Below are 23,845 nucleotides of genomic sequence, written 5' to 3' on the forward strand. Positions count from 1 at the left end.
TAGACCACTGCGGAGTGGTAGTTCAGTTGGTTAGAATACCGGCCTGTCACGCCGGGGGTCGCGGGTTCGAGTCCCGTCCACTCCGCCACTTATTAAAAAGCCTCGCTTATTGCGAGGCTTTTTTGAATCTAACATGTTGATTTAAGCGATTAAATAGCATAGATTAGATAGCACTTTAGGGGTGTAGCTCCAATTGGCAGAGCAGCGGATTCCAAATCCGCGTGTTGGGAGTTCGAATCTCTCCACCCCTGCCATATTTAAAGGCTCTGACTTAGGTCGGAGCTTTTTTGTTTTCGCTTTTTCAAAGCGATGTGTTGGGAGCTGGGTCGCCAGCCCGGTCAAATCTCTCCACCCCTGCCATATTTGAAGGCTCTGACTTAGGTCAGAGCCTTTTTCGTTTTTGATGATTATTAATGCTAAGGCTGGATATACACTTTCTCAGCCACTTTCCAGAAAGCTGAGAGCAATTGATTCTCTAGATTAGAGCGTTTACATACCACGCCAAGTTTGAATGGTTTAATAGGCTCTAGTTTTAGGCGTTGAATTTTATCTCGAACTGGGCTGTTTACGATAACCACTTCCGGAGCAATTCCAACGCCACATCCCAGTGCAACCATACTTACAATTGCCTCATGTCCTGATACTTGAGCGTATATATTGGGTTTAATGCGCATTTTTTTAAACCACGCATTTGCTCGCTCTCGTGCTGTTCCTGCTTCGGGGACAATGAATGGGATCTTGTTCCAATCAGGCAGCCCTTCGGCTAATTCCAAGCCAAAACTACTAACACCAACAGGGGCTATTACAGAGAGTGGTATGTCACTGATCGGCTCAAACTCTAATCGAGCAGGTAACAGTTCTGGTAATGCTGAGATGGCTATATCGGTTTCATCGCTGAGGACTTTATCTATAGCTTGTGCAGGATCGCCAGTAGAGAGTTCGAACTCGATATAAGGGTAAAGCAACCTAAACTCAGCAAGCAACTCTGGAAGGTGGCTGTAGCTCGCGGTAACGGAGCAAAACAGTCGAAGCTTACCTCTCAGCTCATTCTCGCCATGTTGGCTTTCTGATTGGAACTGTTGCCATTCACTAACGATATTTACAGCAACAGGGAGCAGTTTTTTTCCTGCTGGCGTGAGTTCGACAGAGCGGTTATCGCGCAAGAACAAGTTTTGATGAGTATCTTGTTCAAGCTTTTGGATCTGTCTACTGAGGGCTGACGCACTGATATGCATTGCCGTTGCGGTTTTATTGAAGCTTTTACTCTCACACAAATGGATAAAAGCTTGGAGACTTTTAATATTCATAGTACTAAAGATATCTGTTGTTGCATTATTTGCAATGACAAATTGTGAATATATCACTTTAAGCAATTTCGACTCTGCATTAGTATGAACTCATTCGATGATAACCATCGACACTACGGACAGAATTCAACAGGAGAGCCCCACTATGGCTAACTATTTCAATACTCTTAACTTGCGTGAGCAATTGGACCAACTAGGTCGTTGTCGTTTTATGGATCGTTCTGAATTTGCTTCAGAAGCGGATTACCTAAAAGGTAAGAAAGTAGTCATTGTTGGTTGTGGTGCTCAAGGCCTAAACCAAGGCTTGAACATGCGTGATTCTGGCCTAGACGTGTCGTACGCACTTCGTCAGGCAGCAATCGATGAGCAGCGTCAATCGTTCAAAAACGCAAAAGACAACGGCTTCGTTGTTGGTAGCTACGAAGACCTAATTCCTCAAGCTGACCTAGTTGTTAACCTAACTCCAGACAAACAGCACACTAACGTGGTAGAGACGGTAATGCCGCTAATGAAAGAAGGCGCATCTCTAGGTTACTCTCACGGCTTCAACATCGTTGAAGAAGGTATGCAAATCCGTAAAGACCTAACGGTTGTCATGGTTGCACCTAAGTGTCCAGGTACTGAGGTTCGTGAAGAATACAAGCGTGGCTTTGGTGTTCCGACTCTTATCGCAGTTCATCCAGAGAACGATCCTCAAGGTGATGGTCTTGAAATTGCTAAAGCATGGGCAGCAGCAACAGGCGGCCACCGTGCTGGTGTTCTAGAGTCTTCATTCGTTGCTGAAGTTAAGTCCGACCTAATGGGTGAGCAAACTATTCTTTGCGGCATGCTACAAGCTGGTTCAATCGTATGTTACGAGAAAATGATTGCTGACGGCATCGACCCAAGCTACGCAGGTAAACTACTTCAGTTCGGTTGGGAAACTATCACTGAAGCACTGAAATTCGGTGGCATCACACACATGATGGACCGTCTATCTAACCCAGCGAAAGTGAAAGCGTTTGACCTGTCTGAAGAGCTAAAAGACCTAATGCGTCCTCTTTACAATAAGCACATGGATGACATCATCCAAGGTGAGTTCTCAAGCACTATGATGGCTGACTGGGCAAATGATGACGTAAACCTTCTAGGCTGGCGTGCAGAGACGGCTGAAACTGCATTCGAAAACTACCCTGCGTCTGATGTAGAAATTTCAGAGCAAGAGTACTTCGACAACGGTATCCTAATGGTGGCTATGGTTCGCGCAGGTGTTGAGCTAGCGTTTGAAGCAATGACCGCATCTGGCATCATTGATGAGTCTGCATACTACGAGTCTCTACATGAGCTACCACTAATTGCAAACACGATTGCTCGTAAGCGTCTATACGAAATGAACGTAGTAATCTCAGATACAGCTGAGTACGGTAACTACCTATTCGCTAACGTAGCAACACCACTGCTTCGCGAGAAGTTCATGCCATCAGTCGGTACTGACGTAATCGGTAAAGGTCTAGGTGAGACATCTAATCAAGTAGATAACGGCAAACTAATCGAAGTAAACGACGTTATCCGCAATCACCCTGTTGAGTACATCGGTGAAGAGCTACGTGGTTACATGACAGACATGAAGCGTATCGCTGTAGGCGGCTAAGCCGACCAAATAAAAATCAGATAATAAAGTAAACACAACATAGCAAAGGGGGGCTACCAATTGGTAAGCCCCCCTTTTTTGTCTATGCAATTTGGCAATTTGCGAAGACCGCGAAAGAAGCGATTACTTATCCGCTAGCTTTTGCTCTAGATCTGCTAGTTTTTGTTCCATTTCTGTCAGCTTTTGACGAGTGCGCAGTAGCACTTGAGTTTGCACATCAAATTCTTCACGGCTAACGACGTCAAGCTTATTCAATTGGCCTTGAATGACTTGGCGTACTTTCTGATCAACATCCGCACCAAGTTCTTTCACTGGTTGAGGCATTGAGTCGTGAATTTGCTTAGCAATCTGTTCAAGTTTCTTTGGATCAAACATGTCTGGTAACTCCTTAAGTGATACTTCTTATTCTATGTAATCCGATAAAGAAAGTCGTTATTTGAGCTAATAAAAAAGGCCACATTGTGGCCTTTTTCTAATTAGTCATCACCTTAAGAGCGATTTTCTCGACAAGCTGCTGAAGCTTCGTCAACTCGAGCTATCTTCTCTAGGTCTTTGTCTTCAACAAAGACTGGTAGAGGTTTGTGCTTCTCTGCTAGGTAAGTATAAATTACCGGAAGAACAAACAGAGTAAACAGAGTACCAATAGCAAGACCCGCTACGATTACGATACCGATACTAAAGCGCTGAGCTGCACCAGCACCTGTGGCGTACATCAGTGGGATTAGACCTGCAATCATCGCCGCGGTTGTCATCAAGATAGGGCGAAGACGAACTTTCGCCGCTTCCATAACTGCTTCCATTCGGCTCTTCTTGTGGTTTAGCTGCTCTTCTTTTGCTACTTCACAGATAAGGATACCGTGTTTGGTGATAAGGCCGACCAAGGTAATCAGACCTACCTGCGAGTAGATATTCATGGTGGCTGCACCCCATGCCAGAGCAATCAGAGCACCACATATCGCCAGTGGTACGGATACCATGATAACGAATGGGTCTTTGATGGACTCGAACTGGATAGCAAGTACCAAGAAGATAATCGCCAAAGCTAGACCAAACGTTGCGTAAAGTGCGCTTCCTTCAGTTACGTATTGACGAGCTTCACCCATATAGTCATGGTTGTAACCACTTGGTAGTTTGTTCTCTGCTGTTGATTCAAACCAAGCAATCGCATCTCCCATCGCCACACCTGGAGCTGGAACTGCTCCTACGGTCGCAGAGTTTAACTGGTTGAAGTGAGGTAGAGAGCGAGGCTCTGCCACAACATCAATAGAGATTAAGCTGCCTAGCGGAATAGCTTGACCATCATCAGAACGAACAAAGTACATGTTCATCGATTCTGGGTTTAGACGATATTTACGCTCAACCTGAGGGATAACCTCATAAGAACGACCATTGAGGTCGATACGGTTAACATAACCATCTGCCATCATCGCACTCAGCGTGATACCAATATCTTGCATGGTCACGCCATAAGCGCCCGCCATATCTTTGTCGATATTGATTTTCATCGTCGCTGAATCGTAGTTTAGATCCAGTGTTGAATAAACAAACTGAGCATTCTTTTGTACGTCAGTCCAGATATCAGTCGCAATCGTAAACAAGCTTTCGAAGCTGTTAGGTGTGGTAATAACAAACTGAATCGGAAGACCTGAACCAGCGCCTGGTAGCTCTGGCATCTGGAATGCTGTTACAGCCATACCCGGTACATCAGCCACAAGACCACCTACGCGGTTAGCAACTTCTGCTTGGCTAGCTTCACGCTGGCTCCAAGGAACCATAGAAGCAATACCAAATGCTTGGTTTGAGTTAGGCACACCAGTGAACACCTGAGCGAACGCCACTTCTGGCTGATCAGTTAGGATTTTGTTTACGTCGTTCATGGTGTTTTGCAGGTAGTCTAAGTTTGCGTTAGACGGTCCTGTACCCATTAACATCACCACGCCTTTATCTTCCGATGGTGCCAGTTCACTTGGAATGAACTTAAACAGCATAGGTAGAGAAGCAAACACGATAACAGCAAACGCAATGATCACAGGACGGTGTTGCATTACCGCGCCAAGCATTTTTTCATAACGTGATGTCATGCCGTCTAGTACGTGATGTACTTTTTCCTCAAAGCGGTTTGGTGTCTCGTTGGCTTTAAGCAGCTTCGAACACATCATCGGTGATAGCGTTAATGCGATAATGCCTGATACAAATACCGACCCCGCCAGCGTTAATGCGAACTCCTTAAACAACGAACCAGTGATACCGCCCATTAACGCGATTGGCGCATATACCGCACCAAGCGTCAGCGTCATCGCAATAACTGGTACCGCAATTTCACGTGTACCAATAATGGCAGCACGGAATGGAGATTCACCAAGCTTGATATGACGGTCAACGTTCTCAAGAACAACGATTGCATCATCTACCACCAGACCGATAGCCAGTACCATAGCCAGTAGCGTCATTAGGTTCCAAGAAAAACCAATCGCCTGCATCACCATTGCCACACCGATCAACGATAGTGGAATGGTCACGATAGGGATCAATACCGCACGGAAAGAACCTAAGAACAGAGTGATAACCACAAGTACGATCAGTGCCGCTTCAAGAATGGTCTTAATAACCTCTTGAATCGACTCGTTGATCGCAACTGTAGAGTCATACATCACATTCATTTTGATGTTGCTAGGCAGGTTCTTCTCTAGTTGTGGAAGAAGCTGAAGCACATCTGCAGCAATGTTGATCGGGTTAGCACTAGGGGCCGCGTTGATCGCTGCTACTACCGCCTCTTGACCGTTAGCACTTGCACGGTAAACGTCATGACTCTTCTCTAAGGTGACCTTTGCGATATCACCTAGGCGAATCACTTGGCCGTCTTTAGAGCTCACCACAAGGTTTTTCAGCTCTTCAGTGTTTGATACCTGAGTATCAGCACTGCCGTTGTACAACACGAATTCTCCCGTAGCCTGACCAGTCGCTGACTGGTAGTTATTGGCATTAAGGACATTCATGATGTCAGAGGCTGTCATTTTAAGCGCGGCCATTTTTAGTGGGTCTAGCCATACGCGAAGCGCGTATTTCATGCCACCATACATGTCGACCTTAGATACACCGTTTACGGTGAACAGCTGCGGGTTAATTACACGCTCTAAATAGTCGGTAATCTGGCTCGAAGCTAGCTCGTCACTGGTAAAGCCGATATAAAGTACCGCCGTTGTTGAGCCAGTAGACATAGTCACCGTTGGGTCTTCTGCTTCTTTAGGAAGCTGAGAACGAACAGAGTTGGTTTTAGCCAATATGTCTGAAAGCGCCGCATTAGGGTCGGTATTTAGCTTCATGTTCACAGTGATGGTCGACTGACCAAGGACTGACTGTGACGTCATGTAGTCGATATTATCGGCTTGAGCAACGGCCTGCTCCAATGGCTGGGTAATAAAGCCCTGGATTAGGTCAGCACTCGCGCCGTAATAACTCGTGGTTACGGTAACCACGGTATTCGTCATTTCTGGGTATTCACGTACCTGCATTTTGAACACAGCTTGCAGACCAAGCAGTGCTATCAAAAAGCTGATCGATACCGCAAGAACAGGACGTTTTATGAAAACATCAGTAAAACGCATTTTGCCTCCAATTACAGCATCGGTGTCTCAGCCGGTGGTACTGTCGCATCGCTTTCTACCACTTTGACCTTGACGTCGTTACTTAGGCGAACTTGACCAGATGTAACGATGACATCATCTGCTTTCACGCCTTCTAGAATATGAGCGATATCGCCTGTGCGTTCACCCACTTTAACTACTTGCTGTTTAACGCGTTTCACACCATCAACATCTTCAACGACATAAACATTGTCACCATATAGGGTGAATGTAATCGCCGTTTGTGGAAGGGTTACTTGGTTTTCAAGTTTAGGTAGGATGATATTTGCACGTGCAAACATACCGCTACGCAGCTTACCGTCGTTGTTTGGAATGTCCGCTTGAACTTGAATCAGACCACTTTGGATGCTCACCGCAGGTTCAATCGCACTGATAGAGCCCTTAAACGCTTGGTTTGGATACGCATCAACGAAGATGTCTACATCTTGACCAATAGAAATACGAGAGAAGTCAGTTTGTGGAACCGTAAAGCGCAGTTTCATCAGGCTAGTATCTTCTAAGCGTACAATATGATCGCTTGGTTGAAGGTATTGACCCAAGAACACGTTACGAATACCAACAACACCACCAAATGGCGCTTTGATTTCACGACGGTCAATTTGAGCTTTCAAGCTTTCAATATCAGCAGATAGAGAGAAGTAACTAGCCTCCGCTTCATCATAAGATTCTTTTGAAATTGAACCTTTCTTATAAAGACCTTGGTAGCGCTTGTACTTTGCTTTTGCTGCAGGAAGGCGAGCTTCTGAGCTTTTAAGGTTGGCTTTCTCTACATCAGAATCAAGAGAAACAAGGAGTTGACCTTTTTCTACTTGAGAGCCTGACGCGAATGAGATATTGCTGATAACGCCACTGGTTTCAGAGGTTAACGTCACACCTTGGTTTGGTTCCACAAAACCAATAGCTTCGATAACCGGTACCCAATCAACAGGTTTCACGGTTGTTACGGTGACTGGAAACTCAGGCTCCGGGCGGTTTGCTAAATATTCAGCGATTTTCTGTTGCTTAAACAGATTGAAACCTATCACGCTGCCAAATAGCAGAACGGCGATAAGTAGCATGAAAAATGTCCACTTTTTCATTCTAACGAGAACTCCACATTAGTGTTTTATTATTGCATCCCAACTGGCTTCGATAGCTGCATCTAGCGCATCGTCATCCAGTTGATATAGACCCAGAGCATGCTTACGTGCAAGCGATACACTTGCTTCTAAGCTTAGTCCAGATAGGATTTCATTATCGAGGTTTTTAAAAACCCCTTGTTTCTTTCCTTCTGTGAATAGGTTGTCAACTTGGGCAAACATTTTTCGTTCTTGTTCCCTAGTTGTATAACAATTTTTCGAAGGAATAGAGTCATATTGAGCACGAGTTTTCAACGAATCGATGTTTGAAGCTGCGACGTGCCAGATATTGAGCCACATCTTACGATACTGCTCTTTCAATGGTTGGTCGGCTCCTACACCTGCTTGAACGGCTTTGGCCATGCGTGATACCACGTAAAGCCTCAATTCTTCTAACAGATGGTCTTTGTCATCGAAATATCGATATATTGTGCCAGCTGCAACACCGGCCTCATTGGCCAGTTTCTGCATTGATACGCCTTGAATCCCTTTTTCCGCCACCATTTTTTGTGCCGCTTCGAGGATTTGTAGTCGTTTATCACTGGTATTCATAGTCGTCATAGCCATCCGATAGATAGTGAATGAACGTTCATTCATTATAAAACAATTGAGGTATATTTACGCAACTTATTTTTAATCACTATTCTATAAAAGTTAAAAAATCCTACGGAGCGTGGCATTGTCAGCATTAGCAGTCTATTATGTGCGCGTTACAATTCGTGAGTAGTGAGCACACCAATGAAGCTAAATCCGCAGCAAGATATGGCGGTAAAATACGTCTCTGGTCCATGTCTGGTTCTTGCCGGTGCCGGGTCGGGCAAAACCCGCGTGATAACTAATAAGATAGCGTATCTAGTACAAAGCTGTGGTTATAAAGCGAGAAATATTGCTGCCGTAACGTTTACCAACAAGGCCGCGCGTGAAATGAAAGAGCGTGTAGGACAAACCTTAGGTAAAAATGAATCCAAAGGCCTTATGGTTTCCACCTTTCATACCATGGGACTCAATATCATACGTCGCGAGTATAATGCACTTGGACTCAAAGCTGGTTTCTCCTTGTTTGATGATCAGGACCAAATGGCGCTACTCAAAGAGTTGACCGAACAACAACTCGATGGTGATAAAGACCTGCTGCGTTCATTGCTTGGCGCTATTTCTAACTGGAAGAACGACATGCTGACTCCAGAGCAGGTAAAAGGCTCAGCTCGTTCAGAGCAAGAGCAGTTATTTGCGCACTGCTATGAAATGTATCAAGTACAAATGAAAGCGTATAACGCGCTCGACTTTGATGACTTAATTGCTCTGCCCGTTATTCTGCTAAAAACCAATGAAGAAGTTCGTACTCGTTGGCAAAAGCGCATTCAGTACCTGCTGGTCGATGAGTACCAAGATACCAACACTAGCCAATACGAATTGGTTAAGTTGCTGGTGGGAGAGCGTGCACGTTTTACTGTCGTAGGTGATGATGATCAATCAATCTACTCGTGGCGCGGCGCAAAGCCTCAAAACTTGATTCTCCTGAACAAAGACTTCCCTAGCCTCAAAGTTGTGATGCTTGAACAGAACTATCGTTCAACCAGTCGTATCTTGCGTGCGGCCAACATCTTGATTGCTAACAACCCACACGTGTTTGAGAAGTCATTATTCTCAGAGATCCCTGACGGTGAAAAGCTCAAAGTACTCAAAGCGAAAAATGAAGATCATGAAGCGGAGCGCGTGACGGGTGAACTAATTGCGCATCGATTCGTGAATCGAACTGAATATCGCGATTACGCTATCTTATATAGAGGCAACCACCAGTCACGACTTATCGAAAAAGTCTTGATGCAAAACCGTGTGCCTTACAAAATTTCCGGCGGTACTTCATTTTTTGGTCGTGCTGAAATCAAAGACATCATGGCCTACCTGAGAGTTTTGGTAAATCCTGATGACGATAATGCTTTCTTACGTATCGTTAATACGCCTCGTCGTGAGATTGGTCCTGCTACGTTGGAAAAACTAGGTAGCTACGCCAATATGCGTGGCAAAAGCTTGTTCGAAGCTAGCTTTGAGTTGGGTTTGGAGCAACACTTATCAGGGCGTGGCTTAGAGAACTTACGACGATTCACGCAGTGGGTTGTGACCATAGCTGATAACGCAGAGCGCGGTAATACAGTTGAAGCTGTGCGTTCATTAGTTCGCGACATCAACTATGAAGATTGGCTCTATGAGACCTCTTCCAGTGCTAAAGCCGCAGAAATGCGCATGAAGAACGTTTCTGATCTCTACTCATGGATTGTCGCAGATTTAGAAGGCGATAATTATGATAAGGAAGAGAAGTCATTAAAAGAGGTCGTTCAACGGCTCACGCTTCGAGATATGATGGAGCGCGGAGAAGATGAGGACGACAGTGATGCTGTTCAGCTAATGACACTGCATGCCTCGAAAGGTCTTGAGTTCCCTTATGTTTATCTTATTGGTTCTGAGGAAGGCATCCTGCCACATCAAACCAGCATAGATGAAGATAACGTAGAAGAAGAAAGGCGACTAATGTATGTAGGCATTACTCGTGCCCAAAAAGAACTCACCTTTACTATATGTAAAGAGCGAAGACAGTATGGCGAGCTGATTAAGCCAGAACATAGTCGATTCTTAGATGAATTGCCGTTTGATGATGTCGAATGGGAACAAGCAAAAAAAACGGTGTCTGCAGAAGAACGAATGCAAAAAGGTCAGGCACACATTGCTAATATTCGGGCAATGTTTAATAAGAAGTAAAAATAAACAAGGGGGCTGAATCAGCCCCCTTGTCGATCATTGAGTTCGTGACACTATAGTCCGGCAATCATATGCTCGATAGCATCAACGATTTCTTGATCAGAACAGTCCATACAAGAGCCTTTTGCTGGCATCGCGTTGAAGCCATTAATTGCATGGTCTTTAAGAACGTCTTTACCTTGAGCAATACGAGGTCCCCAATCGGCAGCGTCACCCGTTTTAGGTGCGCCACTAACGCCAATGGAGTGACAGGCAGTACAGAAGGTGTTGTAAACGGTAGCGCCATCACGTGGACCGGTAGGTTCAGCAACCACAGGCTCACTACCTGCTAAGTAAACATCACCCACTGGTTTAATACGCTCTGCGATAGCGTCATATTCTTCTTGGCTCACATCCGCTGCGAAAGAGGCAGTAGAAAAAGTTAGTGCAGCGAACAACACTGTTAAGATTCGACGAGACATATCCATTAAACTCACTTTACTATCCAACAAGGTAGCAAGTCGGTGCTTGCTATTCATTTATACGATTTATTCTGCTTGCTGACTTAACGACTGTTAAATCAATGTAAACATTGGGTGATTATATCCTGTTAACTTGTTGCAATAAACCACAACTTTTCAGCTTCACGGGGTGAATCACATCGTAAAGCCACTATTTATTGCTTCAAAGTGCTGAAAAAGACAACAAACGAGAAAAAAAGTTGAAAAAGTACTTTACGACATAGTGTGATATACGTATTATTCCCATCCGCCGATAGGGCATGCGCCCGTAGCTCAGCTGGATAGAGCGTTGGCCTCCGGAGCCAAAGGTCGAAGGTTCGAATCCTTTCGGGCGCGCCATCCGGATAAAATATTGGCAAAACATAATGGTGGCTATAGCTCAGTTGGTAGAGCCCTGGATTGTGATTCCGGTGGTCGCGAGTTCGAATCTCGTTAGCCACCCCATTATTTTGGTGACTTCGGTTTCCAGTTTTGATTTAATCGAAACGAAAACGTTCTGAAAAGAACATTGTCGGTGAATAGCGCAGCTTGGTAGCGCATCTGGTTTGGGACCAGAGGGTCGGGGGTTCGAATCCCTCTTCACCGACCACTATTTCAGTTATCGTTATAAACGGTAACAAAACAAAATTTGTGGTGGCTATAGCTCAGTTGGTAGAGCCCTGGATTGTGATTCCGGTGGTCGCGAGTTCGAATCTCGTTAGCCACCCCATTTATTTTGGTAGCGTTTGCTCCCCTTTACGAATTAACTCGTAATAAAACATCGTCGGTGAATAGCGCAGCTTGGTAGCGCATCTGGTTTGGGACCAGAGGGTCGGGGGTTCGAATCCCTCTTCACCGACCACCATCTAAAAGCCTCGTCTTTCGACGAGGCTTTTTTTCGTTTGAAATCTGGTTTATTGAACCGAAAGTTGGATGACAAGGTGCAATACACTTTCGTCTTTAGTAGCTTTGTTTGTTAAATATCTAGCTCAAGTAAGTCTTGTCATGTGCTGAGGATTTTTGCATTTTGGGATGGTAATAAATAGAGTGAAAGGTAAAGGCAGCCAAGAGAAGGCTTGGTGCTAAGTTGTAGTGGGCAAGTTGCATCCTTGCAAACTTGGTTAAGTTGTAGAGAGAATTAGAATTTGTAAGCTAGACCTAGGTTGATAGAGTGCGCATCAAACTGTTTGTGGTTAGACAGCTTCATTAGCTCTAAGTTTGCGCCTAGTGAGTTGGTAAAGTTGTATTGAGCTCCAACACCGTATGAGAAGGAATTGATGGTCTTTTTGCTGTCATTTTCCTTAAAACCAGCTTGTTTTAGGCGGATGTTATTTACACCAGCTAAGCCATACAGCTCAATGCTGTCTGATACATTGAATTTGATCTTTCCGTAAAGTCCGGTTTGACTGCCAACTTCTAAACCTTGACCATTTTTCTCTACCTTGCCACTGTCGCGACTGTGACGCATTTCCGCCCCAAACATCGAGTTAAAGTCGTAACCCGCTTTAAGTCCTAGTGAGCGAAAGTTGCTTTTAACATTTGTATCGTCAATGTTGCCTGGGTAGCTAGGTTGATTAATGGTGCCTTTGCCTGCGTCTGTGTTTGATGCTGACATCGCACCCATATACGTTCCCACATAAAACCCAGAATCGTCTGACGCCAAAGCAGGAGCCGAGATTGCGCTCACTAGAGCCAGTACGGTAACGGTTTTCAAAGTTGCTTTTTTCATATTTTCCTCGTTTTAAAGTTTGGTCTTGTGACCTTATTGTGTGTTTCGAAGCGCATAGTAATCAGGAGCGCGTTTTTGTAAAAATCAGACTCTGTCGATGTTTATGACAGAGGCGACGCTAGTGCGAGACGTGCTGACGAAGAACGTTATAGAGTACTTCTCGTATTCCATTAGCACAGTGTGAATCGCGGTAGCCAAGGCCAAACTTACTTCGCTGAATGGCTTCGCGGTGATTGATGATGACGAGCTCATTGTTGTTCAACTCATGTTTAATTGAGTCTTGATCGATACAGATCCATCCAATGCCATCTTTGGCGAGTTGTCTTGCGGTTGCCACGTTGTTGACCGACATGGTGTCGAACTTGTAACTACCCCATAAAGATTCATTTTGCTGCGTAATAGCGATAGCTAAATGCTGACTGAGCTGTTCTGTAGAGACTTCATCGAGTTGGGCGATAGAATGTTGAGGCGCGCAGACTGAAACGAATTGGCGCTGTGTGACATTCATAAACTCCCAGTGACCAATCCCGCTATAGGGATAGTGACTAATAATAAAGTCGTAATCGGTTGACGCTATGAGGTCATCACAAGGCGAAAATTCAATCTGCAGATCCATTTCAGCATCAATGTCGCGCAGCTGGTGGATAAGATGAGAAACAATTTTCGGGTCGATAAATGTCGTGATCCCAAGTCGGATGCAGCCTGCGCCCGAACCGTTTATTTTCTCGACGTGAGACGCTAACTTTTCAGACAGCTGTAGAATGGATGATGCTTTATCCAAGAGCGCTTGACCTTGTTCTGTTAACACGGGTTTGTGCCCAGCACGATCAAACAGCTCGATCCCCCAATCCAACTCAAGATTGGCGATCCACTGACTTACTTGGACCCGACCTTTGTTCATCGCTTTCGCAGCTGCGGAAATGGAGCCGAGCTCGGTAGTAATAACAAACGCTTTGATGGCATTGATATTCATAAAAACCTCATATAGACATTGGGTGAATGTGCTTGTCTTATCCCGCATTCCCTACATGATGTTGCAAGCCAAAATCAGTGCTTTCCCTAAAACGTGAGGCCATGTTAAATATCTTTGATAAACTAATATCTAGAGCTAATGGTTTAAAAAGGTTATCACTTGGCATCAATTGAGCAGTTAGAGAGCTTTGTCGCTGTTGCGAAAACAGGATCGGTGGTAGCGGCGGCTGAAAAGCTTGGCAAGACTCACGGCCCGGTAAGTCTGGCGATACAGAATTTGGAAAGCCGCTGGGGTGAGTTGTTTGTGGTTGGCACGGGCAAGAAACAGTTGTCGGAAAAAGGGGAGGCGATACTTCCTTGGGCAGAGGCTGTGATTGCTAGTTACTACGAGCTAAAAAACGCAGTGGCCGTTGAGTCACCAACACAGATGACACTCGGTGTTGATATCGCTTTACCCCGAGTCTGGCAACAAGAAATCTTAGCTTCTATCATCGATTTGGATATCAGTATTAGAGTCAATTGCTTGCCCAGTGATGAATTGATTGCCGCCTTTAATGCCCAGCGCCTAGATTGGATAGTGACACTGGTTGATTTACCTTGGCCCGAAACACCAAACTTTTTTTCACTTGGTACTGTGGATAGTTACTTGATAACCAGTAGTGAAGAGCTGTTAGAATCCAGCAACCAGTCGCCAATCGTTTTCGACAGTGGCCACCTTCTGACACTGCCTCAACTCTCTATTTCTCATGCTAAGCGAACTTCCGCTCCGATATACAAGCGCTTCGATTTCCCTTGTCCTTGGCAAATTCGAGTCACCGATCATCAACAAATAGCTGCCATTCTTTCGGAGTTACCGAGTCATACGTCTGCGGTATATAACAATATTGATCTAACAGACACTATGAAAATCGTAACAGAACCGCACCTTAAAGCGACTTGGGGAGTGTCGGTTTTCTGGGGAGAGCATTTAACAGGGAGTCAAGTGTTGCAATGTTTGACAGACTGGGCGATGAGTAAGTCAATGAGAGGTAGACAACAGGATGACTCTTGACCAAATCAAAACTTTTGTTGCTATTGCTCATCATGGCAGCGTGAGAAAAGCGGCACGAGCACTTGGCAAAAGTCAGCCAGCGCTTACGGCAACAGTGAAGTCGCTTGGAAGCTTCTCTTGGTTGCGAGCTGTTTATTAAAGGTACTCGGCCACTCAAACTCTCGTCTTTTGGTCTGAGGTTTTTACCGCGAGCAATGGAGTTTGATGATGTGCTGACCCTCACTCACACCTTCTCTAGCAAAGAGAATGTCAAAAGTCTGAGGGTTTGTTTTGATTACGGCATCGCACTGGATGAAGTGAATCAGCTCTCTCAGCTCATCATCGCTGACAATTCGCTTCGAAGCATAGATTTGTTTCGTACTGATACGGTAACCATTCATCAGTTACTGATAAAACAGCAATGTGACTTAGCGTTGACTCAACCGTTATCGCATTTACCTCCCTTTCTTGAAGCTCAACACTTAGGAGAGCGCGAGTTTGTCGAGGTACAAGCACCATTACAGGCAGGCAAACAGCATCGGATGATGTCTGTTCACAATGAAAGCGGACAGTCGTTGTGGGCTAACGGTACACAACAATACAAAGACCTTATTTCATTTAACCGACCGGCCGATATGCTTGAAGCCTTGATAAATTTTCATGGCAAAGGCTGGCTACCAAAAGGTGAGGTAATTATGGCTTTGAGCGAAGGCAAGGTAGAACTGACGGAAAAACCAAGCTATCAACGGCGCTTTAGCTTGGTCTGGCAGCAACAGCTAAGGGCAGAAGCTAAGTTGGTTAATCGCCTAGCTCGTCATAGTCAGCTGAACAGAAGCTAGTTGGTAACCAGTGCTGTATGGATTTACGTTCAGAGTTTAAGTTTCTTGCTGAACTTAACTCGACTACGCTGCTGTTCCGAAGAAAATGTGTAAAGGTGTTAGAAATGGATTGTTTACGAAAGCTATCCTTCATTTTGGTGTTAATCGCCGCTCCCTCTTTACGTGCAGCAGACTATGTCGCTGAATTGCAACTCAATGTTGTGAATGTGTTTAGTGGTGATGTCATCATTGGGTTGCGAGAAAGCAAGTTGATTAAGAAAGACAAGCATACTCGCGTGTTGCTGGTCAGCGAGTCGTCAGTGGCAAACAATATTGCCGACTTGCATTACACCATTATCGAGCAAAGTAATAGTGAGCCGTTAAACTCGAATCAGCTGCAATTGCCCAGTATATCAACTTATATTGGTAGTGAAGCGGGTGTTGAAGTTGAGGGGTTGGTTTCCTATCGAGTTGTGGTCAGGGCGCATTATCCTCCTGTTTCAGTTGTCTTCTTATATCCGCCCAAAGTGAAAGCCTTTCACTGCGCAGAGTGTTTTTTGCTCTTTAGCCGACTGGGTTAACCTCAAAGTGTTCATCGGAGAAAGGACTCTCTTTTTCTAACCCATTTGAGGAGTAATCCTATGTCGAAAATCACAACACAAAACCAAGTTTATGTACCAGCTGCAACCAAACACAGTTATGGGGAGTTCAACCTTTATGGGAAGCTTCTAGAGGTGATTGTGGGTTATAGCCAGAACTTCCGCCTGCCAGTACTAACAGAAGAGGTAAAAGCAACATATCAGAGTGTACTTCAGCCCGACTTATATGATCTCTGTGAAAAAGCGGGAGGACAGTTACTTTCTCATGCTTCTCCGTCATTTTCTGCGGCTCTAGAGCGTGAGAATGATGCGTTGGTCAAGGCGTTTCAGAGCTTTGGCGTAAAGGTTCATCAGGCTAGGGAAGTGCCTGAAGAAGAGATAACCGCGTGCCAAAGAACGAATGTCTTTACCCAAATCTTCGCTGCAGAACCTATTTGGGTTGTAGGTCGAAATGTTTTGGAGAATGTTTGGGCAAGCGATATGGGCTGGGCCTCTATTGCGCCAGTGCGAGAACTCCATCAGCCATTTATTGATGGTGATAACCACATTTTACATTACACGGCACCAAGGCCGACGTTAAGTCGAGATTATATTTATGAGGGGGGAGATGTACTCAACTTAGGCGATGGAAGAGTACTGGTGGCAACGGGCCCTTCATCAACTAACGCTCGTGGCGCTGAATGGGTTAAGCGCATGCTAGAACACGATGGTTACCAAGTATGCATAACAGAAGTGGAGGATACAGGAATCCATCATTTGTTCGCCGTTATGTGTGTAGCCGGCCCTAAACTTGTTATCGCCTATCGAGATGCCTTTCCAAAGGGCTTACCTGAATTTATGGATGACTTTGATGTGGTATGGGCAAACAGAGAAGAGGCGCTGGCAACCGGGCCTTGTGCAGTGATGCTTGATGAAAACCACATCTTAATGCCAGAAGAGACCCCAGCCCTCAATCGAAAACTGGAAGCAAAAGGGCTAACGGTTGTGACCGTTCCATTTGCTCATCACGCGAAGCTTTGTGGTGGAATACGCTGTAAGACCTCAGTGCTCCGCAGGGACATACACTAGTCGCTTTCCCCTTCTATCCTCCCCTTATTCTTATATGAGGGGTAACAGGGTGTTCGATAAATGAAATTAGATTTTGGCGTTTTGTTCCGCTCAGTATTAGCTTATTTGCGAGTTAGCTTGGGCATGGTGGCACTGTTGCTCGCTTTATCAAGTCCGTTACTAATTCCCTTGATTAGTTCAATGGAGATTTGCAGCAGTAAAAAAGCGCTACTTAGCGGTGCAATGATTTTTGGTGTACCTGAAGTGGCGACTATTGTCGCTCTGTGCTTGTTAGGCAAGGAGCGCCTGCAGCATATCAGAAATTGGTTTGTTAGACATTTACTGAAGCTCAAACCTAGCCGCCACTCGACAAGGCTTGGCTATTATGTGGGATTACTGCTGATGGTAGTGGCGGGCCCTGTTATGAATATTGTGCTGTTTTACTTTCCCACCTTTGGAGTGGACTGGATGGAATATCGAAAGGTAATAGCACTAGCTTGCGATATCACCTTTGTTGCGGCGATATTTATTGCGGGCGAACAATTGTGGAGGAAAATAGAAGCTATTTTCCGTTTTGAACCGACAACTACACCTCACTAAAACGTAATTACGGCGCTTGATGGGGGATTTGGACTGTTAAGTGCCATTGCTACGGCTAAATCTTCAGTGGTTCGTCTATGAGAACTGCCATTGAATAACATTTCCCCCATTCTTCATGAGTAAGAATTGGAGCTAAATTCTACCGATCGAACGATAGCCAGTATTTTGTTCAATATGCAGGATTGTGACTTGTTGTAAATCACAATAGCGGAAAATACTGTGTAATCGAATTATCAAAGTGATCAGTGTATTAAATGTGATGAAGATCTAGAGTTTGGTGCTGCACTCTGTCATGTTACAAAATTTATGTTTCTATAGTGTTAAAACTACATCAGAATAAATATGCGGGTGGCATTAGTCATAAATATTGCCGATAACGTGAAGTTCGGCGTTTTATGTTCGTTGTCTAGCACGAATTTCTGAGTGTACATCAACTTTTCATGCCACTTGTACCACTACTATATGTACTTAAACTGCATATATATTTATTTATACTGCTTTAGATTTGCTCAATTTCGAATTTTTATCCTATTTTTGTTGCTTTTCTGTGAAAGATTTGCCAAATTGATGCCCTTATAAATAGTCAGCAGAAAATGCTGCCTAAGAATGGATTCAATTTTTCAGACAGGGGCAGAAAGCTGCCAAAGCAGTAGAGGTCTGGTAATGTCACTATTAGAAGTAAAAGATCTTCGTATCGAATACCCATCACGCCATGGGGTACATGCCGCGGTTAAATCTTTGTCGTTCAATATTGAACGCGGCGAAATAGTTGGTGTGGTTGGGGAGTCCGGCGCGGGCAAATCAACGGTAGGTAACGCAGTTATCGATTTGCTTTCACCTCCTGGCGTTATTGCTGGTGGTGAGGTTTTCCTAGATGGAGAAAAAGTCTCTGGTTTAACGCCAGAAGCGATGCGCAAAGTTCGTGGCTCAAAAATCGGGTTTATATTCCAAGACCCAATGACCTCTCTCAACCCACTATTCACTGTTGAGCAACAATTAAAAGAAACCATCCATGCCAATATGAAGGTATCGGATGATGAAGCGTATCAACGCGCGCTCAATCTTATGAATCAAGTGGGTATCCCACAACCAGAAAACCGCTTGAAGCAATATCCTCACCAATTCTCTGGTGGTATGCGTCAGCGTGTGGTGATCGCTATCGCGCTTGCCGGCGAACCGGACCTGATCATTGCGGATGAACCTACGACAGCACTTGATGTATCGATTCAGGATCAAATTTTAGGTTTGATTCGCGACCTGTGCATCAAGAACAATGTTGGTTGTATGTTGGTGACGCACGATATGGGTGTGGTTTCTAACGTAACGGATCGCGTGGCGGTAATGTACCGTGGTGACTTGGTAGAGTTTGGGCCAACGGCAAAAGTACTGGGTGAACCTGATCACCCATACACACGTAGCCTGATTTCTGCAGTACCGCGTTCAGACATGAAACTCGATCGTTTCCCTCTTGTGAGCTACATAGAAGAAGCACATGAGATGGAACCGTTGGATGTTAAGAACCACTGGTTGGGTCAAAGCCAAGATCACCGTGATTATACTGGTCCGCTTCTTAACGTAGAAAACGTCAACCTACGCTTCGTTACTAAAGATTCGCTATTTGAAAGCCGACGTGAGTATGTTCAAGCATCAAACAACGTTAGCTTTGAAGTACATGAAGGTGAAACGTTTGGATTAGTGGGTGAATCGGGATCGGGTAAATCGACCATTGCACGTGTGATTGCAGGTCTCTATGCCCCTAACTCTGGCAAAGTCACGTTTGAAGGTATTGACCTTACGTCGCTGAAGTCTGAGAAAGAGCGTCGCCCGATGCGTCGCCAGATGCAGATGGTGTTCCAGAACCCGTACACGTCGATGAACCCTCGTATGAAAATCTACGACATCATTGCAGAGCCGATTCGATTCCATAAACTGACGGCAAACGAAAGCGAAACTAAGCAAATCGTCGAAGACCTGCTTGAGCACGTAGGCCTAGGAAAAATGGCGGGAGTGAAGTACCCACATGAATTCTCAGGTGGTCAGCGTCAGCGTATTTCTATCGCACGTGCACTAGCAACGCGTCCTCGTTTGTTGATTTGTGATGAACCAACGTCGGCACTTGATGTATCGGTTCAGGCTCAAATACTTAACCTACTCAAAGATCTACAACAAGAACTTAATCTGACCATGCTGTTCATCAGTCATGACTTGCCGGTAATTCGTCAAATGTGTGACCGAGTGGGTGTGATGCAAATGGGTACTCTATTGGAAGTGGCACCGACGGAGCAGTTGTTTACTGATCCGCAGCATGAATACAGTCAGCACCTAATTTCCTTAATGCCTGAATTCAAAGGCTTAAGAGATGATGTAGCAAAAACGGCGTAAGCCATACAATTCCCTATTGGGACTCGATAACAGAAGCAAACACAACAACAAGGGATCCGGATCCCCGCATGAAGGAGTTATGCAAATGAGAACCATGAAAAGCAAATTAGCAGTGGCGCTAATGGCAGCGGGCCTAAGTTTTAATACTCTGGCAGCAGATATCAAAGTTGGCTATGCAGCTGACCCAGTATCTCTAGACCCGCATGAGCAGTTGTCTGGTGGCACATTGCAAATGTCACACATGGTATTTGACCCACTCGTTCGTTTCACCCAAGAAATGGACTTCGAACCTCGTCTAGCTGAAAGCTGGGAACGTGTGAATGACACGACGGTTCGTTTTAAGCTACGTGAAGGCGTTAAGTTCCACTCTGGTAATGACCTAACAGCAGACGATGTTGTTTGGACATTTAACCGTCTTCAAAGCTCTCCTGACTTTAAAGCTATCTTCGACCCGTATGAGAAAATCGTTAAGGTTGATGACTACACGTTTGACCTAGTGACTAAAGGTCCTTACCCACTTGTACTGCAAACAGCGACGTACATCTTCCCTATGGATAGCAAGTTTTACTCAGGTAAAACGGCAGATGGCAAAGACAAATCTGAGCTAGTTAAGCACGGTAACTCTTTTGCATCGACGCATGTTTCTGGTACTGGTCCATTCATCGTAACGGCTCGTGAGCAAGGCGTTAAGGTTGAATTTGAGCGTTTCGCTGATTACTGGGACAAAGAATCTAAAGGTAACGTAGACAAGCTAACACTAGTACCAATCAAAGAAGATGCAACGCGTGTAGCAGCACTTCTTTCTGGCGGTGTTGACATGATTCACCCAGTTGCGCCAAACGACCACAAGCGTGTAGCTAGCGCTGAAGGTGTTGATCTAGTGACGCTACCTGGTACGCGTATCATCACATTCCAAATGAACCAAGAAAGCAACGAAGCACTGAAAGATGTTCGCGTTCGTCAGGCGATTGTTCACGCAATCAACAACGAAGGTATCGTGAAGAAAATCATGAAAGGCTTCGCAACAGCTGCTGGCCAGCAAAGCCCAGCAGGCTACGTTGGTCACAACGATGCGCTTGTTCCACGTTACGACGTGAAAAAAGCGAAAGAGTTGATGAAAGAAGCTGGCTATGAAAATGGCTTCACGCTAACGATGATGGCACCTAACAACCGTTATGTGAACGACGCGAAAGTAGCGCAAGCAGCGGCAGCGATGCTGTCTAAGATCGGCATCAAAGTAGATCTTAAGACAATGCCTAAAGCGCAATACTGGCCAGAGTTTGATGTGTGTGCAGCAGACATGATGATGATTGGTTGGCACTCAGATACTGAAGATTCAGCGAACTTCAACGAGTTCCTAACAATGACTCGTAACGAAGAAACGGGTCGTGGTCAGTACAACTGTGGTCACTACTCAAACCCAGAAATGGATGCGATTGTTGAAGCAGCAAACGTAGAAACGGATCCTGCTAAGCGTGCTGAAATGCTGAAAGACGTTGAGGCGACACTATACAACGACGCAGCATTCGTACCGCTACACTGGCAAAGTGAGGCGTGGGGCGCGAAGTCTAACGTGAAAGCAGCAGCAATTGTTAACCCAATGGTAATGCCTTACTTTGGCGACCTAGTGGTTGAATAATCACAAGTGATTGTGATGTAGGAGGGGAGTGTTCCCCTCCTCAATTCTCTCTACTCAGCTCAGTTTATTTCAGTCGGATTGAGTGGTTATTAAGACTGAATGTTTCTCTCTCAATGAGATCTATGGATAGTTAAGGGGCAAGGAATGTTTTCGTTTCTGGTCAAGCGCCTGTTTCAGGCACTGATAGTGATGTTTGTGATCAGTTTGGTGGCGTTTGCCATTCAGGATAACCTGGGTGACCCGCTGCGTGAGCTTGTAGGTCAGTCGGTTTCGGAAGCAGAGCGTCAAGCACTGCGTGATGAGTTGGGCCTCAACGATCCTTTCGTAACAAAATACACTCGTTTTATTGGTGCAGCGCTGCAAGGCGATCTTGGCACTTCATACTTTTTCAAACGTCCTGCCGTTGAGGTTATTCTCGATAAGCTGGTGGCAACACTAGAGCTGGTATTCGGCGCGACGCTTATTATTATTTGTTTATCGATACCACTCGGTGTGTACTCGGCAATTCACCCAAAGAGTTTCTTTACCAAGCTGGTGATGGCCGGCAGTAGTATTGGTATCTCGATTCCGGTTTTCCTAACGGCGATCATGCTGATGTATGTATTCTCTATTGAGTTAGGCTGGCTACCGTCTTTCGGGCGTGGTGAAACTGCGAACGTGCTCGGTTGGGAGTCAGGATTCTTCACAATTGATGGTATTAAGCACCTTATCTTGCCATGTATCGCATTGGCATCGATTATGTTGCCACTTTTCATTCGCTTGGTTCGTTCTGAAATGTTAGAAGTACTGAGCTCGGAATACATCAAGTTTGCGAAAGCAAAAGGGCTACCTCTTAAAAAAATCTACTATCAACATGCCCTTAAAAACACGATGTTACCTGTTTTGACCGTTGGTGGTGTTCAGATCGGTACTATGGTGGCGTATACCATCCTGACTGAAACCGTCTTCCAGTGGCCTGGCACAGGCTTCCTTTTCCTTGAAGCGATTAACCGTGTAGATACACCATTGATTACCGCTTACGTTATTTTCGTTGGCCTTATCTTCGTGGTGACGAACACTATCGTTGACTTGTTGTACGGCTTGATTAACCCAACCGTAAACCTAACTGGAAAAGGAGCATAACCATGAGCCAAGCAAATGTAGCTGCTGCTCCTTCAGCGTGGGAGCGTTTTAAAAACTCGGACTTCTTGTATTACTTCAAGCGCGACAAAGTCGCTATGGCAAGTTTTACGGTCTTCATGATGTTCTTGGTGTTAGCACTAGCTGCGCCTGTCATCGCCCCTACTGACCCATATGATTTATCGTCTATCGATATTATGGACTCGGAGCTGCCGCCATCTTGGATGGAAGACGGTGACGAGAACTTCGTATTAGGCACCGATGACCAAGGTCGTGATATTTTATCCACCATTCTTTATGGTTCTCGACTGTCTCTGACCATTGGTTTCCTAGCGGTAGGTTTACAGTTATTCCTAGGTATTGTGATTGGGCTATCAGCGGGTTACTTCGGTGGTCGTATCGATAGCTTCTTGATGCGTTTTGCTGATGTTCAGTTGTCGTTTTCAACCATGATGGTTGCGATCATAGTCTCTGCTATCTTTAAGGCCAGCTTCGGCACTGAGTTCTATAGCCAATATGCCGTGACAATGCTGGTCGTGATAATTGGTGTGGCGGAATGGCCGCAGTATGCACGTACTATCCGTGCCTCGGTTCTTGCAGAGAAAAAGAAAGAGTATGTAGAAGCAGCGCGAGTGATGGGCTTTAGAGCGCCACGTATCATGTTCCGTCATATTCTGCCTAACTGTTTGTCGCCAATTTTGGTTATCTCAACGGTACAGGTTGCGAATGCAATCATGTCCGAAGCGGCGCTGTCGTTCTTAGGTCTTGGTCTGCCAGTAGACCAGCCATCATTGGGCTCTTTGATCAGTATCGGTTTTAACTACATTTTCTCTGGTTCGTGGTGGATTACCGTGTTCCCAGGCATTGTTCTGATTACCTTAGTGTTGGTTATTAACCTATTAGGTGACTGGCTACGTGATGTATTCAACCCGAAAATCTACAAAGGGTGATCCAGAGTGATTGATTTTTAATCCC

20 protein-coding genes and 7 tRNA genes are annotated in these 23,845 nt (G+C 45.2%); 19 read left to right on the forward strand and 8 right to left on the reverse strand.

What is annotated here, in order from left to right; genetic code table 11:
* The first annotated feature begins 11 nt into the window (after positions 1–11).
* Together L2W36_RS19595 and L2W36_RS19600 are read left to right on the forward strand one after the other, a co-directional pair.
* A tRNA-Asp gene (locus L2W36_RS19595) sits at positions 12–88 on the forward strand.
* Between the two features lie 89 nt (positions 89–177).
* Positions 178–254 (forward strand) — tRNA-Trp (locus L2W36_RS19600).
* A gap of 162 nt (positions 255–416) precedes the next feature.
* Here L2W36_RS19600 and ilvY read toward each other — a convergent pair.
* Positions 417–1,307 carry an HTH-type transcriptional activator IlvY gene (gene ilvY, locus L2W36_RS19605; protein ID WP_124940473.1) on the reverse strand — a complete coding sequence of 297 codons (891 nt, stop codon included), beginning with the start codon at positions 1,305–1,307 and terminating at the stop codon, positions 417–419.
* Positions 1,308–1,452: 145 nt separating this feature from the next.
* Between ilvY and ilvC the strand changes: the two genes are divergently transcribed.
* Positions 1,453–2,937, forward strand: a complete 1,485-nt coding sequence (gene ilvC / locus L2W36_RS19610; RefSeq protein WP_006075378.1) for a ketol-acid reductoisomerase — start codon at positions 1,453–1,455, stop codon at positions 2,935–2,937.
* 123 nt (positions 2,938–3,060) lie between these two features.
* On the opposite strand, the gene ubiK is transcribed toward ilvC, so the two are convergent.
* The 4 genes from ubiK to L2W36_RS19630 form a co-directional block, all read right to left on the reverse strand.
* A complete protein-coding gene (ubiK, locus tag L2W36_RS19615; RefSeq protein WP_006075379.1) occupies positions 3,061–3,312 on the reverse strand; it encodes a ubiquinone biosynthesis accessory factor UbiK in 252 nt (83 codons plus the stop codon).
* A gap of 113 nt (positions 3,313–3,425) precedes the next feature.
* Positions 3,426–6,542, reverse strand: coding sequence for a multidrug efflux RND transporter permease subunit (locus tag L2W36_RS19620; protein WP_038228628.1), 3,117 nt, complete (start codon positions 6,540–6,542; stop codon positions 3,426–3,428).
* 11 nt (positions 6,543–6,553) lie between these two features.
* Positions 6,554–7,660 (reverse strand): efflux RND transporter periplasmic adaptor subunit, encoded by a 1,107-nt coding sequence (locus L2W36_RS19625; protein ID WP_006075383.1) that lies wholly within the window; start codon positions 7,658–7,660, stop codon positions 6,554–6,556.
* Positions 7,661–7,678: 18 nt separating this feature from the next.
* A complete protein-coding gene (locus tag L2W36_RS19630; RefSeq protein WP_198558546.1) occupies positions 7,679–8,260 on the reverse strand; it encodes a TetR/AcrR family transcriptional regulator in 582 nt (193 codons plus the stop codon).
* 177 nt (positions 8,261–8,437) lie between these two features.
* Here L2W36_RS19630 and rep point away from each other — a divergent pair, with 177 nt between their 5' ends.
* Positions 8,438–10,456, forward strand: a complete 2,019-nt coding sequence (gene rep, locus L2W36_RS19635) for a DNA helicase Rep (RefSeq protein WP_236111249.1) — start codon at positions 8,438–8,440, stop codon at positions 10,454–10,456.
* A gap of 53 nt (positions 10,457–10,509) precedes the next feature.
* Here the strand turns inward: rep and L2W36_RS19640 are convergent, their stop codons facing one another.
* Entirely contained in the window at positions 10,510–10,923 is a 414-nt protein-coding gene (locus L2W36_RS19640; protein ID WP_031493886.1) for a c-type cytochrome, read from the reverse strand.
* Positions 10,924–11,218: 295 nt separating this feature from the next.
* Here L2W36_RS19640 and L2W36_RS19645 point away from each other — a divergent pair.
* The 5 genes from L2W36_RS19645 (at position 11,219) to L2W36_RS19665 (ending at position 11,797) form a co-directional block, all read left to right on the forward strand.
* A tRNA-Arg gene (locus tag L2W36_RS19645) sits at positions 11,219–11,295 on the forward strand.
* A gap of 29 nt (positions 11,296–11,324) precedes the next feature.
* Positions 11,325–11,400: transfer RNA gene (locus tag L2W36_RS19650), tRNA-His, on the forward strand.
* A gap of 68 nt (positions 11,401–11,468) precedes the next feature.
* Positions 11,469–11,545 (forward strand) — tRNA-Pro (locus L2W36_RS19655).
* Between the two features lie 44 nt (positions 11,546–11,589).
* Positions 11,590–11,665 (forward strand) — tRNA-His (locus L2W36_RS19660).
* A 55-nt stretch (positions 11,666–11,720) separates the two neighbouring features.
* A tRNA-Pro gene (locus L2W36_RS19665) sits at positions 11,721–11,797 on the forward strand.
* Between the two features lie 276 nt (positions 11,798–12,073).
* On the opposite strand, the gene L2W36_RS19670 is transcribed toward L2W36_RS19665, so the two are convergent.
* Both L2W36_RS19670 and L2W36_RS19675 read right to left on the reverse strand, forming a co-directional pair.
* On the reverse strand, positions 12,074–12,664 hold the full coding sequence (locus tag L2W36_RS19670) for a porin family protein (protein ID WP_236111251.1): 591 nt from the start codon (positions 12,662–12,664) through the stop codon (positions 12,074–12,076).
* A gap of 118 nt (positions 12,665–12,782) precedes the next feature.
* The gene (locus L2W36_RS19675; RefSeq protein WP_198558522.1) at positions 12,783–13,637 is read right to left on the reverse strand and encodes a LysR family transcriptional regulator; all 855 of its coding nucleotides are present in this window, start codon (positions 13,635–13,637) and stop codon (positions 12,783–12,785) included.
* A 159-nt stretch (positions 13,638–13,796) separates the two neighbouring features.
* Here L2W36_RS19675 and L2W36_RS19680 point away from each other — a divergent pair, with 159 nt between their 5' ends.
* From L2W36_RS19680 to L2W36_RS19725, 10 genes are all read left to right on the forward strand, one after another.
* Complete coding sequence (locus L2W36_RS19680; protein ID WP_236111253.1) at positions 13,797–14,687, forward strand: LysR family transcriptional regulator; 891 nt, start codon at positions 13,797–13,799, stop codon at positions 14,685–14,687.
* On the forward strand, positions 14,677–14,826 hold the full coding sequence (locus tag L2W36_RS19685) for a LysR family transcriptional regulator (RefSeq protein WP_236111255.1): 150 nt from the start codon (positions 14,677–14,679) through the stop codon (positions 14,824–14,826). The genes L2W36_RS19680 and L2W36_RS19685 overlap by 11 nt, the downstream gene beginning before the upstream one ends.
* A gap of 70 nt (positions 14,827–14,896) precedes the next feature.
* The gene (locus tag L2W36_RS19690; protein ID WP_236111257.1) at positions 14,897–15,505 is read left to right on the forward strand and encodes a hypothetical protein; all 609 of its coding nucleotides are present in this window, start codon (positions 14,897–14,899) and stop codon (positions 15,503–15,505) included.
* Positions 15,506–15,609: 104 nt separating this feature from the next.
* Positions 15,610–16,065 carry a hypothetical protein gene (locus tag L2W36_RS19695; RefSeq protein ID WP_236111258.1) on the forward strand — a complete coding sequence of 152 codons (456 nt, stop codon included), beginning with the start codon at positions 15,610–15,612 and terminating at the stop codon, positions 16,063–16,065.
* A 60-nt stretch (positions 16,066–16,125) separates the two neighbouring features.
* The gene (locus L2W36_RS19700) at positions 16,126–17,151 is read left to right on the forward strand and encodes a dimethylarginine dimethylaminohydrolase family protein (RefSeq protein ID WP_236111260.1); all 1,026 of its coding nucleotides are present in this window, start codon (positions 16,126–16,128) and stop codon (positions 17,149–17,151) included.
* A 60-nt stretch (positions 17,152–17,211) separates the two neighbouring features.
* Positions 17,212–17,730, forward strand: coding sequence for a hypothetical protein (locus L2W36_RS19705; protein ID WP_236111262.1), 519 nt, complete (start codon positions 17,212–17,214; stop codon positions 17,728–17,730).
* 663 nt (positions 17,731–18,393) lie between these two features.
* Entirely contained in the window at positions 18,394–20,112 is a 1,719-nt protein-coding gene (locus L2W36_RS19710) for a dipeptide ABC transporter ATP-binding protein (RefSeq protein ID WP_006072061.1), read from the forward strand.
* An 85-nt stretch (positions 20,113–20,197) separates the two neighbouring features.
* Positions 20,198–21,751 (forward strand): ABC transporter substrate-binding protein, encoded by a 1,554-nt coding sequence (locus tag L2W36_RS19715; RefSeq protein ID WP_236111263.1) that lies wholly within the window; start codon positions 20,198–20,200, stop codon positions 21,749–21,751.
* 144 nt (positions 21,752–21,895) lie between these two features.
* Positions 21,896–22,873 carry an ABC transporter permease gene (locus L2W36_RS19720; RefSeq protein WP_006072065.1) on the forward strand — a complete coding sequence of 326 codons (978 nt, stop codon included), beginning with the start codon at positions 21,896–21,898 and terminating at the stop codon, positions 22,871–22,873.
* 2 nt (positions 22,874–22,875) lie between these two features.
* Positions 22,876–23,820: an ABC transporter permease gene (locus tag L2W36_RS19725; protein WP_006072067.1), complete on the forward strand. Its 945-nt coding sequence runs from the start codon at positions 22,876–22,878 to the stop codon at positions 23,818–23,820.
* The last annotated feature ends 25 nt before the right edge of the window (positions 23,821–23,845 follow it).

It is taken from the genome of Vibrio sp. McD22-P3 (assembly GCF_021568915.1).
Classification (GTDB): domain Bacteria; phylum Pseudomonadota; class Gammaproteobacteria; order Enterobacterales; family Vibrionaceae; genus Vibrio; species Vibrio mediterranei.

Excerpts from the sequence above, each read along its gene's own strand:
- ilvY (WP_124940473.1), bottom strand. The coding sequence starts at position 1,307 with ATGAATATTAAAAGTCTCCAAGCTTTTATCCATTTGTGTGAGAGTAAA.
- ilvC (WP_006075378.1), top strand. The coding sequence starts at position 1,453 with ATGGCTAACTATTTCAATACTCTTAACTTGCGTGAGCAATTGGACCAA.
- ubiK (WP_006075379.1), bottom strand. The coding sequence starts at position 3,312 with ATGTTTGATCCAAAGAAACTTGAACAGATTGCTAAGCAAATTCACGAC.
- L2W36_RS19620 (WP_038228628.1), bottom strand. The coding sequence starts at position 6,542 with ATGCGTTTTACTGATGTTTTCATAAAACGTCCTGTTCTTGCGGTATCG.
- L2W36_RS19625 (WP_006075383.1), bottom strand. The coding sequence starts at position 7,660 with ATGAAAAAGTGGACATTTTTCATGCTACTTATCGCCGTTCTGCTATTT.
- L2W36_RS19630 (WP_198558546.1), bottom strand. The coding sequence starts at position 8,260 with ATGACGACTATGAATACCAGTGATAAACGACTACAAATCCTCGAAGCG.
- rep (WP_236111249.1), top strand. The coding sequence starts at position 8,438 with ATGAAGCTAAATCCGCAGCAAGATATGGCGGTAAAATACGTCTCTGGT.
- L2W36_RS19640 (WP_031493886.1), bottom strand. The coding sequence starts at position 10,923 with ATGGATATGTCTCGTCGAATCTTAACAGTGTTGTTCGCTGCACTAACT.
- L2W36_RS19670 (WP_236111251.1), bottom strand. The coding sequence starts at position 12,664 with ATGAAAAAAGCAACTTTGAAAACCGTTACCGTACTGGCTCTAGTGAGC.
- L2W36_RS19675 (WP_198558522.1), bottom strand. The coding sequence starts at position 13,637 with ATGAATATCAATGCCATCAAAGCGTTTGTTATTACTACCGAGCTCGGC.
- L2W36_RS19685 (WP_236111255.1), top strand. The coding sequence starts at position 14,677 with ATGACTCTTGACCAAATCAAAACTTTTGTTGCTATTGCTCATCATGGC.
- L2W36_RS19695 (WP_236111258.1), top strand. The coding sequence starts at position 15,610 with ATGGATTGTTTACGAAAGCTATCCTTCATTTTGGTGTTAATCGCCGCT.
- L2W36_RS19700 (WP_236111260.1), top strand. The coding sequence starts at position 16,126 with ATGTCGAAAATCACAACACAAAACCAAGTTTATGTACCAGCTGCAACC.
- L2W36_RS19705 (WP_236111262.1), top strand. The coding sequence starts at position 17,212 with ATGAAATTAGATTTTGGCGTTTTGTTCCGCTCAGTATTAGCTTATTTG.
- L2W36_RS19710 (WP_006072061.1), top strand. The coding sequence starts at position 18,394 with ATGTCACTATTAGAAGTAAAAGATCTTCGTATCGAATACCCATCACGC.
- L2W36_RS19715 (WP_236111263.1), top strand. The coding sequence starts at position 20,198 with ATGAGAACCATGAAAAGCAAATTAGCAGTGGCGCTAATGGCAGCGGGC.
- L2W36_RS19720 (WP_006072065.1), top strand. The coding sequence starts at position 21,896 with ATGTTTTCGTTTCTGGTCAAGCGCCTGTTTCAGGCACTGATAGTGATG.
- L2W36_RS19725 (WP_006072067.1), top strand. The coding sequence starts at position 22,876 with ATGAGCCAAGCAAATGTAGCTGCTGCTCCTTCAGCGTGGGAGCGTTTT.